Raw genomic sequence first — 11,376 nt, 5'->3', positions numbered from 1 at the left:
GGCGGTGGCGAACTTCTGCATGATGGCTTTTCCTTCGGCGTTGTCGTTTCTGACTCCGCAAAAGCTACGTTGCGTTCATAGATCCGGCAACACGTCCGTTGCGCAAATTCACAATCACTGCAGGTCAAAGCCCCAAGATCGTTGCAACAGTTGTGAATCTAACGCAACATCGGCCGCCCGTTCGTTGCAATGGATGGAAAGTGAACGCTACGGTGCGCCACGTTGCGGGCCGCCGCCCGGTCCGCCGCGTACCGGTCCCGTGCGGCCGGGACGACCGCCTGGGGCAGGCCCGGGGGCCGCACCGCCCCGTACTCCGTGAACCGCCGCACCCCGCACCGCTCGCACCGGGCCTCGCCCTCCGCGCGGGTCCACCCGGCGGCATGCGGGCAGTGGGTCACCAGCCGCCCGGCGGCGTAGGCGCTCACCACGCCCGCCCCGGCAGCAGGTGGGCGTCCCGGAAGTGACTGCGGACCGCGATCGTCGCGTCCACGACGGCTTCTTCGTCCCCGCCGGCCACGGCCTCCCGCCGCGCCGCTTCCAGCCCCGTGCACTCCGTGCAGCCGACCGCCGACCGCGGCGCACTGCCGCGCACCCCGGCTGTCTCTCGCTCCACACGCGTCGCCAGCCGCAGCCACTGCGACGGCACCTCCCACTGCCGGCCACCCCCGGGCACGGCGACCCGCACGTGGGCCCCTGCGGGGCCGAGGACTTGGGCGAGCGTGGCACTGCGGGTGTCGATGACGTACGCGCCCTCGCGGTACGTCGTCACGTCGGGGTGGGGGTGGGCCATGGGGCTGTCGTGCACGGCGCGGTCCCTTCGGGGCGTTCTTTACGGACTGTGCCGAGATCGTCGCTGCGCGGGACTACGCTCCGGAAGGGGGTTCGGCTCTCCAACGCCACTGTCAAGAAGGGGTGTTACGCCATGGCCAAAGACCCGGTCCCGCCGGGGACGTCCATCGCCAGAGAGGCTTACGGTGAAGAGCTACGACTGCGGCGCGAGGCCGCGAGTCACACGCAGCAGTCGCTCGCCGACGCGGTCGTCTGCTCGCCGTCGCTGATCGCCCACATCGAGGCGGGGCGGCGCAAACCGCGCATCGAGGACGCCAGGCGGCTGGACAAGGAGCTGGGTACGGACGGGTTCTTCGAACGCTTCCTGCCGACGCTGAGTCCGTCGCGCTTCGCCGGGCACTTCGCGCCGCTGGTGGAAATGGAGAAGCAGGCCACCTGCATCCGGGAATACGGGTCCGCCCTCGTGCCGGGGCTCCTGCAGATCGAACCGTACGCTCGCGCGGTGTTCCGTTTCGGGCTGGTCAACATGACAGCCGCTGAGGTTGACAGGCGAGTTGTGCAACGTCTGGAGCGGGCACACATCCTCGAAGAGCCGAACGGGCCAGTCATGTGGGTGATCCTGGACGAACATGTGCTGCGCAGAGTGGTCGGTGGACCGGCCGTCATGGCCGCGCAGCTGCGCCGCGTCGCCGGTCTGACTGACAGCGGGCGCATCCGGCTGCATGTACTCCCCTTCAGCATCGGCAGCCATGCGCTTGTCGCAAGCTCGCTGTCCCTCTACAGGTTCGACGATGCCCCTCCGCTGGCGTACGTTGAAGGAGTCAAGACAGGACACATGTACGACGATCCGGCGAGGGTCGCCCAATGCCAAGCGGCCTACGAACTCGCGCTAGGGGATGCGCTGTCGTGCCACGCGTCGCTGTCCATGATCAATGCAGTAGCAGAGGAGTATGAGCATGCGCTCTGAGCGGCACATACCGGACTGGCGCAAGTCGAGCTACAGCTCTGCCGGAGACGAAGACGGCAGCGACAACTGCCTCGAAGTCAACGACACCTCCCCCGCCCACATCCACGTCCGCGACTCCAAGGACCCCCACGGCCCAGTCTTGACACTCCCCTCGTCAAGCTGGGCCGCCCTTCTCCACGCTCTGCGCTAGGCGCGCCGGGCCGTTTCGAGGATGACGAGCTGCCTGGTCGCGCGCGTCATCGCGACGTAGCGGTCGACCGCTCCCTCGATGCCGGTGCCGAACGCCTCCGGGTCGACGAGGACGACCAGGTCGAACTCCAGCCCCTTCGACAGCGACGGCGTCAGCGACCGGACGCGGGACGTCGACCGGAAGGTCGGATCGCCGATGACGCAGGCGATGCCCTCGTCATGGGCGGCGAGCCAGGCGTCGAGGATCGGGTTCAGGTCCGCGGCAGAGCCGTGTACGACGGGGACGTCGCCCTTGCGGATGGAGGTCGGGACGTTGGCGTCCGGGAGCGCGGCCCGGATGACCGGCTCGGCTTCCGCCATGATCTCTTCCGGGGTCCGGTAGTTGATGCTGAGCGAGGCCAGGTCGATCCGGTCGAACCCGATCCGCTCCAGCCGCTCCTGCCACGACTCCGTGAACCCGTGCCTGGCCTGGGCGCGGTCACCGACGATGGTGAAGCTCCGGGACGGGCAGCGGAGCAGCAGCATCTGCCACTCGGCGTCGGTCAGTTCCTGGGCCTCGTCCACGACGATGTGCGCGAACGGGCCGGCGAGCCGGTCCAGGTCGGTGCCGGGCAGGGCGGTCTGGTCGATCAGGCTGTCCTGCAGGTCCTGTCCGCGCAGCATCGTCACCGCGCCTTCGCCGTCGTCGTCGGCTGCGATGACGTTGTCGATGACACGGGCCATGCGTACGCGTTCGGCGGCGACGGCGGCCTTGCGCCGGCGCTTCTGCTGTGCGGTCTCCGGGTCGCCGAGCCGCTGCCGTGCGGCGTCCAGGAGCGGGAGGTCGGAGACCGTCCAGGCGTGGGGGGCGTCCTTGCGCTGCAGCTTCCGCACCTCGTCGGGGCTGAGCCAGGGGGCGCACATCCGCAGGTAGGCGGGTACCGACCAGAGGTCTCCGACCAGGTCGGCCGCTTCGATCATCGGCCATGCCCGGTTGAGGGCGCCGAGGAGCTCCCTGTTGCGCTGCAGTGACGTGCGGAGCTGGTCGGGCGAGAAGTCCTCCTCGCCGCCGTCGTCGTGCTTGTCGACGAGGATCGTGAGCAGTTCCTCCCAGACCTGCTCGCGCGCTTCGTTGTGCGGGGTGCCGGGCTCGGCGGCTTCGAAGGCCGCGGCCCAGTCGCGGGCGGTGAGCCGGATGTCGGACCAGGGCGTGGTGACCGTCATCGCGTCGGTGGGCGGGTCCTCGTAGAACCTGACGGCCTTCTCGATGGCCTTCACCATGTCCGCGGACGACTTCAGGCAGGCCGCGTCCGGGTCGGTCTCGGTCGCCGCGGTGGCTCCTTCGGCGACGAGGTCCCGCAGGGTGCAGGTCTGGACGCCTTCCTCTCCGAGGCTGGGGAGGACGTCGGCGACGTAGGAGAGGTAGGGCTGGTGCGGGCCGACGAACAGGACGCCGCCGCGGCGGTGACCGAGGCGCGGGTCGGAGTAGAGGAGGTAGGCGGAGCGGTGCAGGGCGACGACGGTCTTGCCCGTGCCGGGACCGCCGTCGACGACGAGGGCGCCGCGGGATCCCGCACGGATGATGGCGTCCTGGTCGGCCTGGATGGTGCCGAGGACGTCGCGCATCCGCGGGGACCGGTTGCTGCCCAGGCTGGCGATGAAGGCGGACTGGTCGTCGAGCGCGGCGTGCCCGGCGAACCCGTCCGGGGTGAAGACCTCGTCCCAGTAGTCGCTGATCCGGCCGCGGGTCCAGCGGTACCTGCGGCGGCTGGCCAGGCCCATGGGGTTGGCGTGGGTGGCTCCGAAGAACGGCTCGGCCGCGGGGGAGCGCCAGTCGAGCAGGAGCCGACGGCCCTCGCTGTCCTTGAGGCCGAGTCGTCCGACGTACACGGGCTCGGCGTCGTCCGCACCGACCATGTGGCCGAGGCACAGGTCCAGGCCGAAGCGGCGCAGTGCGCGCAGGCGGGCGGTCAGCCGGTGGATCTCGATGTCCCGCTCCATCGCCTGCTGGCCGACGCCGCCGGGCGCCCTGCGCAGACCGTCCAGGCGGTCGGACAGATCGGCGATGGACTGCTCAAGGCACTCCGCTATGGCCTCGAAGTGCTGCTCGTCGCCGGCGATCAGCGTCGGGTCGGCTTTGAGGGAGAGGGTGGCAGGGAGGTCGAAAGCGCTGGTGGTCGAGGTGTTCACGTGATCAGCTCCGCTGTGAGGCCGCTTGCGACCGGTGCAAGTACTTGTGTTCTGGGTCCGGCTCGGTGGTTCCGCGTGGATCACGCGGACGCCGGCGGCCTTTCTCCGCTGATCATGTCGAGCAGCAGCTTTGCGGCCATCGTCGCACCATCGGTGCGGATGGTGCCGGCCACGGCGGTCGCCCGGGCGCGGGTCCCGGCGGTCAGGGCGGTGGTGAGCGCGGCCGACAGGGACTCGGTGGTCGGGGTCGGACCGTCGTGTGCCGCGCCGATGCCCAGCCCGGCCACCCGGGCGGCCCAGTAGGGCTGGTCCGCCATCTGGGGGACGAGCACCTGCGGCGCGCCGGCCCGGGCGGCCGTCGTCGTGGTGCCCGCGCCGCCGTGGTGCACGACGGCGGCCACCCTGCGGAACAGTGCCTGCTGGTTGACCTCGCCGACGGCGAAGCAGTCGTCCTGGCCGTCGGTCAGGGCCAGGTCGGCCCAGCCGCGGGAGAGGAGTACGCGGCGGCCCTGCGCGCGGACGGCCTCGACGGCCGCCCGGGTGACGTCCAGCGCGTCGCGCAGGGGCATGCTGCCGAAGCCCACGTACACCGGCGGTGCGCCGGCGTTCAGGAACGCCTCCAGGTCGGCCGGGAGCGGGCGGTCGTCCGGCCGGATCCACGCGCCGGTCTGCAGGACGTCGACGTCCGCCGGCTCCTGCCACGGGGCCAGGGCCGGGTCCGCCGCCAGCCACGGGTGGTCGGTGAGGAAGTAGTCGCGGAAGTTGTCCACCGGAGGCAGGCCGGCCGACGCCCGGTGGGCGTCGAGCCCCGTGCCGAAGAGCACGTTCACGTTCTCGACGTCCAGGTCCCACAGCACCCGGTTGTCGGTCACGTCCGGCGGGAACGGCCGGCCCGGCAGCTCGAACGGCGGGTGGTGCGGCGACGGCAGGTAGGTCGGGAAATAGGCGACGTACGTGTAGGGGACGCCCAGCATCTCGGCCACCGCCCGCGCGGCGGCCGCGGCAGGGGGCAGGCCGGTCGCCACCACCGCAGCACAGCCCTCGGCCACCGCGGCGACGGAGTCGTACGTCGCGGCGAACATCTCGGCCGCGCGCTGGGGCAGGCTCTCGGCCGACACCGGCTTCGTCCCGGTCATTGCTTCGGTCGCCATCTCGCGTATCGACCGGCCGAGCGGCACCAGCGGGAGGCCGGCACCGTCCAGCAGCTCCGCGAAGTCCGGCGGCGCGCACATCTGCACGTCCACGCCGACGGCCCGCAACTCCATCGCGAGCGCCACCATCGGCTCGATGTCCCCACGCGACCCATACGCCAGCAACAGCACACGCACTTCGCGACCCCCTGTTTCCCCGCGGATTCCGGCTCAGGTCGGCGATTCTGCGGCATGACCGGGGCCTTGCCGCAAGGCCCCCTGTGCGCTATACGTTAAAAGTGGCAAGGAGTGGGTGCTCCTCCTTCCCCTTTCCCGTCGTACCGCTTCTCGATCTTCCGCAGGCGGTCCACTTCCCGCCGTGCCGCATCCATGTGACCCAGGTCCAGGGCCATCGTGGCGCGTCCGGAGAGGTAGTGGACGTCGTGGCGGTCGCTGCAGGTCAGGCCCCGGACCTTGTACAGGAGCTTGTTGCGGGTGACGCCGATGGACAGCTGGATCGATTTCCGGTCGTCCCGCCTCTTCACCGACACGCGGCCCCGCAGTTCGTCCTTCACCAGATCGCGCACCTGCGCGTCGGCCTCGTAGGCGCTCACGTCGAACGGACAGTGAGGGTCGTCCGCCCACTCCTCGGACTCCTCCTGCAGGTGGACGAGGTGCATCCCCGCCAGGTCGAGGTCGTCCTCCGCGAGCGCCTCCCGGGCGAGCGCCACCGTTGTGGCGAACCACTCCCGCGCCTCGGCGCCGTTGCGGTAGGGCGGGCGCGATCCGAGGAAGCCCTCCAGCACGTCGAGGCGCTTGCTCACCTCGCTGCGCCGCCACGCGTCGTACATCCCGGCGCACTTCTCCGCCAAGTCATCTCCTTTCCCCTGCTCCCTTGACCTGGGGAATTATGGGCCCACCCTGAGAACGCTCGGGGGGCTACCCCCCGCTGCCACTAGGTGGATCACCGGATAGTCACGGGCGTCACGCTCAACCACCATGGGACGCATGGCACTTACGAAGCGCAAGGCCCTTCTCCTGACCCTCTCGTCCGCCGCCGTCGCCGCCACCCTCACCGCCCCCGCGCAAGCGCAGGGGCAGGGACAAGCGCAGGCGCAGGCGGGCGCCGCCTCCGCCGTCCCGGCGCTGTCCTGGAAGGCGTGTGCCGACTCGCCGGGGGCCGAGTGCGCCGATCTGTCGGTGCCGCTGGACTACCGCAAGCCCGGCGGCCGGCACATCACCGTCGCCGTCTCCCGGCTCCGCACGGACCGGCCGCAGGCACGGCGGGGCACGCTGCTGGTCATAGCGGGCGGGCCCGGGAGCTCGGGCAGAGACAAGGTGGCCATCGTGGGGGCCGAGCTGCGGGAGGCGACCCGGGGTGCATACGACATCGTGGGGCTGGATCCGCGCGGCGTCGGCGGAAGCACCCGCGCCGACTGCAAGCTGGACGACGACGACCGCGACATCACCCACTTCCGCTCCTACCCCGGCCCCGACGGGGACATCAGCGCGAACGTCGCCCGGTCGCGCCGCATCGCCGAGTCCTGCGCGGCCAACGGCGGTGAGCTCGTCGGCTCGTTCTCGACCGCCAACGAGGTGCGGGACATCGACCGCCTCCGCGAGGCCCTCGGCGAGAAGAAGCTGTCCGCCTGGGGCACCTCCTACGGGACGTACGTGGGCGCGGTGTACGCACAGAAGTACCCGCATCGCACCGACCGCTGGGTGCTGGACAGCAACGGTGACCCGGATCCGTCCCGCGCCGAGCGCGGCTGGCTGGCGAACATGTCGGCCGCCGCCGACGACCGCTTCCCCGACTTCGCGAAGTGGGCCGCAGATCCCTCCCGTGACGCGAAGCACCGGGTCGCGGAGCGGCCCGAGGACGTGCGGCCGGCGGTCCTCGCGCTCGCCTCGAAGCTCGACCGCCTCCCCGAGCAGCAGAACGGCAAGCCCCTGCTCACTGGCAACCGGTTGCGGGCGCAGCTGCAACAGGCCCTGTACTACGACCGGTCCTTCGAGAAGCTCGCCGCGACGATCGTCGCGGCCCGTGACGCGGGCGACGACGCCCCGCCGGTCACCGAGCCCCTGATCGTACCGGCCGCCGATGCGCCGGTCACCATGGCGGTCCTGTGCAACGACGTGCAGTGGCCCCGCTCGATCGCGTCCTACGAGCGCGCCGTGGCCGCCGACCGGGTGCGTCACCCGCTGACGGCCGGCATGCCCGTCAACGTGACGCCGTGTGCCTTCTGGAAGTACGCCCCCGCCGACAAGCCCACCCGCATCACCCCGGACGGAGGTCCCTCGAACGTCCTCATGGTGCAGAACCTGCGCGACCCCGCCACCCCGTACCGGGGGGCGCTGAAGATGCGGGAGGCGTTCGGTGACCGGGCGCGCATGGTCGCCGTCGACAACGGCGGGCACGGCGCCTACCTGTCCGCCACCAAGTCCTCGGCCACCGCCTGCGCCGACCGCGCCGTCAGCGAGTTCTTCGTCACCGGCAAGCGCCCGGACGGCGACGTCCTCTGCCGCTGAGCGCCGCGCCGAAGGGGAGCCGCCGCCGGGGGGCCGCCGCCGGGGGGGGCCGCCGCCGGCCGGGGTCAGAAGAGCTGCTGCTGTCCCTCCATCGGCGGCTCCTCCGGGTCGAACAGCCGCGGCTCCGTGGCCAGCAGCGGGGCGGAGCGGCGCGAGCCCGGGCAGGAGACGAGGTCGTAGGTGAACGCGGGGCGGCGGCCCGGCGGGTCGTGGCGGGCGAAGCGGCCGCCGACGACGGCGATCTCACGGGTGCATACGGGGCAGGTGCGGCGCGGCGAGGACATAGCCACCAGTCTCCCCCAGCCGGGAAGGAGATCAGAACGCCTCCGTCGGAACGTACGAACCCCACACCTCCCGCAGCGCCCCGCACACCTCCCCCACCGTGGCCCGGGCACGCAGCGCGTCCTTCATCGGGTACAGGACGTTGTCCGACGTGCCCTCGGCTGCCTTCCGCAGCGCCGACAACGCGGCCTCCACCGCCCGTCCGTCGCGTTCCGACCGCAGCCGGGCCAGGCGCTCCCGCTGCCGGGCCTCGATCCCCGGGTCGACGCGCAGCGGCTCGTACGGTTCCTCCTCGGCCAGCCGGAAGCGGTTGACGCCGACCACGACCCGTTCGCCGCTGTCCGTCTCCTGGGCGATCCGGTAGGCGTTGCGCTCGATCTCGGCCTTCTGGAAGCCGTGTTCGATGGCGGCCACCGCGCCGCCCAGGTCCTCGATCCTCCGCATCAGGTCGACGGCCGCCTCCTCGACCACGTCGGTCAGCGACTCGACCACGTAGGAGCCCGCGAACGGGTCGACCGTCGCCGTCACGTCCGTCTCGTACGCCAGCACCTGCTGGGTGCGCAGCGCCAGCCGGGCGGCCTTGTCGGTGGGCAGGGCGATGGCCTCGTCGTAGGAGTTGGTGTGCAGCGACTGCGTGCCGCCGAACACCGCCGCCAGGCCCTGCACGGCCACCCGCACCAGGTTCACCTCCGGCTGCTGGGCGGTGAGCTGGACGCCGGCCGTCTGGGTGTGGAAGCGCAGCATCAGCGACTTGGGGTCGCGCGCGCCGAACTCCTCGCGCATCACCCGCGCCCAGATCCGCCGGGCCGCCCGGAACTTGGCGACCTCCTCCAGCAAGGTGGTGCGCGAGACGAAGAAGAAGGAGAGCCGCGGTGCGAAGGCGTCCACGTCCATCCCGGCGGTGACGGCCGTGCGGACGTACTCGATGCCGTCGGCGAGGGTGAAGGCGATCTCCTGCGCGGGCGAGGCGCCGGCCTCGGCCATGTGGTAGCCGGAGATGGAGATGGTGTTCCAGCGGGGCATCTCCGCGCCGCAGTACCGGAAGATGTCGGCGGTCAGGCGCAGCGAGGGCTTGGGCGGAAAGATGTACGTGCCCCGCGCGATGTACTCCTTGAGGACGTCGTTCTGGACGGTGCCCGTCAGCCGGGCGGGGTCCACGCCCTGTTCCTCCGCCACGAGCCGGTACAGCAGGAGCAGCAGGGCCGCCGGGGCGTTGATGGTCATCGAGGTGGAGACCTCGCCGAGGGGGATGCCGTCGAAGAGCACCCGCATGTCCTCGACCGAGTCGATCGCGACGCCGACCTTGCCGACCTCGCCGCTCGCGATGGGCGCGTCGGAGTCGTGCCCCATCTGGGTGGGCAGGTCGAAGGCGACGGACAGGCCGTGCGTGCCGTGGGCGATGAGCTGCCGGTAGCGGGCGTTGGACTCGGCGGCGGTCCCGAAGCCCGCGTACTGGCGCATGGTCCACGGCCGGCCGGTGTACATCGTGGGGTACACGCCGCGGGTGTAGGGGTACGCGCCCGGTTCGCCGAGCTGTGCGGCGGGGTCCCAGCCGGCGAGGTCGCCGGGGCCGTAGACGGGCTGGATGGGCGGTCCGGATTCGGTCGACCGGGTCATGGGTGCCTCCCGCGCTCCGTTTCGGAGGGTCCTCCTCCGGACTGTAGCGGTGGGGCACGGCGAACTGAGGGGGGCGCGGGCAGGGCCGGGGGAAGAGCCCCGCCCGCGCCGATGCGCAGAGCCGACGGTATGGGGGGAACTCCGGCTCGTGCGCAGCCGATGACCAGTCGGCTTCACTTCCTACAGCGCCGAGGCGTCCGAAAGTGTCACACCGGGTGTCTGCAGGGGGTCCGGGAGGCTGATGCGGGAGCGGGTGCGCGGCTTGGCCGACGCACCGCCCGTCGTCGCGCCGGTGTCCTCGCCGTCGTCGCCCTTGGCGTCGAGGACACCGTTCAGCAGCCGTTCGCAGTAGGTGCGGACGGCCGCGATGCCGGCGCTGCCGGCGTTGCGCTCCAGGGTGCGGACGGCGTCGTCGTCGACGCCCTGGCCGCCACCCTGCCGCTTGCCGTTGGCGAGGAACTCGCGGCAGATCCGGGTGGCCCAGACCTTGCCGCCGGCGTCGTTCGTACCGGACGACGCGTCGTCGTTGCCGCCCTGGTCGTCGGTGTCCCGGTCGCCGCCCGGTCGCGAGGGTGCCGAGGGGCTGCGGCCCGGCTCGCTGGGCGCGCCGCCGGGAGCGGCCGTGCCGGCACCGGGCCGGGGCGAGCCGTGGGGGTCGGGCTCCCCCGTCCGCTTGCCGGCGCTCGGGCCCGGCGAGGGCGTGCCGTACGGGCGGGGGGTACCGGTGGCTCCGGTGCCGGGACGCTCGGCGGCGTTGACGCTGGCGGCGGGGGCCGGCTCCTTGCCGCCCCGCCCGAAGGGCACGGGCAGCACGCCCACACCGGCGGCCACGGCGACGCCGCCCACCGCGCACCCGGCCAGGGTCAGCGCGAGGGCGGCCTTGACGGGCCGCTGAAGGAAGGAACGGATACGGATGCCGGGCCCGCCGTGCGGGTCCCGGACGGGACGGCCGGCCGGAGCGACGGCACGGCCCGGGCGGGCGCCGGCGCGGCCCGGACCCGCGATCTCGACCGGACGACCGGCGGAGCCGGAGCCGGCAGCCGGGCCGGGGTCGGCGGCGGAGCCGGTGGCGGAGCCGGCCGAGCCGAGGCCGGCAGTCGAGCCGGAGCCGGCCGAGCCGGGACCGGCAGCCGAGCTGGAACCCGCGGCGGAGCCGGAACCCGCAGCCGGGCCAAGGCCCGTGGCGGCGCCCGGGCCAGCAGCCGGGCCATGGCCGGTGGCGGAGCCGGGACCCGCAGCCGAGCCGAGGCCCGCGGCGAAGCCGGAACCCGCGGCGGAGCCGGAACCCGCAGCCGGGCCAAGGCCCGTGACGGCGCCCGGGCCAGCAGCCGAGCCGAGGCCGGTGACAGGGCCGGGGCCCGCAGCCGCGCCGGAACCCGCGACGGAGCCAGGACCGGCAGCGACGCCGGGACCCGCGGCGGAGTCAGGGCCGGCAGCCGGGCCAAGGCCCGTGGCGGCGCCCGGGCCGGCAGCAGCGCCGAGGTCGGCGGTCGGGCCGGGGCCGGCAGCGAAGCCGGGACCAGCAGTCGAGCCAGGGCCCGTGGCGGCGCCCGGGCCGGCAGCCGAGCCGAGGCCGGTGACAGGGCCGGGGCCCGCAGCGGTGCCGGGACCAGCAGCCGGACCAACGCCCGTGCCGGCCCTGACTCCGCCGCGGGTCCCGGCGTCGCTGCCGGTCCTGGCTCCGTCGCGGGTTCCGGCGCGGCT

10 protein-coding genes and 1 pseudogene are annotated in these 11,376 nt (G+C 72.6%); 3 read left to right on the top strand and 8 right to left on the bottom strand.

Features of this window, described 5'->3' with window-relative positions; translation table 11 throughout:
* Positions 1-158 precede the first annotated feature (158 nt).
* Entirely contained in the window at positions 159-398 is a 240-nt protein-coding gene (locus tag IE182_RS32890; RefSeq protein ID WP_373303655.1) for a DUF6255 family natural product biosynthesis protein, read from the bottom strand.
* Between the two features lie 23 nt (positions 399-421).
* Positions 422-805 (bottom strand): hypothetical protein, encoded by a 384-nt coding sequence (locus IE182_RS31275; RefSeq protein ID WP_190113378.1) that lies wholly within the window; start codon positions 803-805, stop codon positions 422-424.
* Between the two features lie 117 nt (positions 806-922).
* Here IE182_RS31275 and IE182_RS31270 point away from each other — a divergent pair, with 117 nt between their 5' ends.
* Together IE182_RS31270 and IE182_RS31265 are read left to right on the top strand one after the other, a co-directional pair.
* A complete protein-coding gene (locus tag IE182_RS31270) occupies positions 923-1,756 on the top strand; it encodes a helix-turn-helix domain-containing protein (RefSeq protein WP_190113377.1) in 834 nt (277 codons plus the stop codon).
* On the top strand, positions 1,740-1,946 hold the full coding sequence (locus IE182_RS31265) for a DUF397 domain-containing protein (protein WP_190113376.1): 207 nt from the start codon (positions 1,740-1,742) through the stop codon (positions 1,944-1,946). Before IE182_RS31270 ends, IE182_RS31265 begins: the two co-directional genes overlap by 17 nt.
* On the opposite strand, the gene helR is transcribed toward IE182_RS31265, so the two are convergent.
* The 3 genes from helR to IE182_RS31250 all read right to left on the bottom strand — a co-directional run bounded on the left by helR (position 1,943) and on the right by IE182_RS31250 (position 6,116).
* Positions 1,943-4,114 (bottom strand): RNA polymerase recycling motor ATPase HelR, encoded by a 2,172-nt coding sequence (gene helR, locus IE182_RS31260; protein ID WP_190113375.1) that lies wholly within the window; start codon positions 4,112-4,114, stop codon positions 1,943-1,945. The two genes, IE182_RS31265 and helR, sit on opposite strands and share 4 nt — an antisense overlap.
* 80 nt (positions 4,115-4,194) lie before the next feature.
* The gene (locus IE182_RS31255) at positions 4,195-5,442 is read right to left on the bottom strand and encodes a glycosyltransferase (RefSeq protein ID WP_190113374.1); all 1,248 of its coding nucleotides are present in this window, start codon (positions 5,440-5,442) and stop codon (positions 4,195-4,197) included.
* 95 nt (positions 5,443-5,537) lie between these two features.
* Positions 5,538-6,116: a hypothetical protein gene (locus IE182_RS31250; RefSeq protein ID WP_190113373.1), complete on the bottom strand. Its 579-nt coding sequence runs from the start codon at positions 6,114-6,116 to the stop codon at positions 5,538-5,540.
* 136 nt (positions 6,117-6,252) lie between these two features.
* Between IE182_RS31250 and IE182_RS31245 the strand changes: the two genes are divergently transcribed.
* Entirely contained in the window at positions 6,253-7,773 is a 1,521-nt protein-coding gene (locus tag IE182_RS31245; protein ID WP_190113372.1) for an alpha/beta hydrolase, read from the top strand.
* 65 nt (positions 7,774-7,838) lie between these two features.
* On the opposite strand, the gene IE182_RS31240 is transcribed toward IE182_RS31245, so the two are convergent.
* The 3 genes and pseudogenes from IE182_RS31240 to IE182_RS32350 all read right to left on the bottom strand — a co-directional run.
* The gene (locus IE182_RS31240; RefSeq protein ID WP_190113371.1) at positions 7,839-8,057 is read right to left on the bottom strand and encodes a hypothetical protein; all 219 of its coding nucleotides are present in this window, start codon (positions 8,055-8,057) and stop codon (positions 7,839-7,841) included.
* 31 nt (positions 8,058-8,088) lie between these two features.
* Entirely contained in the window at positions 8,089-9,672 is a 1,584-nt protein-coding gene (locus IE182_RS31235) for an acyl-CoA mutase large subunit family protein (protein ID WP_190113370.1), read from the bottom strand.
* A 180-nt stretch (positions 9,673-9,852) separates the two neighbouring features.
* Positions 9,853-11,376: pseudogene (locus tag IE182_RS32350) on the bottom strand (hypothetical protein); the annotation flags it as partial.

The organism is Streptomyces cinnamoneus, assembly GCF_014650495.1.
Taxonomy (GTDB): domain Bacteria; phylum Actinomycetota; class Actinomycetes; order Streptomycetales; family Streptomycetaceae; genus Streptomyces; species Streptomyces cinnamoneus.
This window is presented reverse-complemented; position numbering and strand designations above follow the sequence as displayed.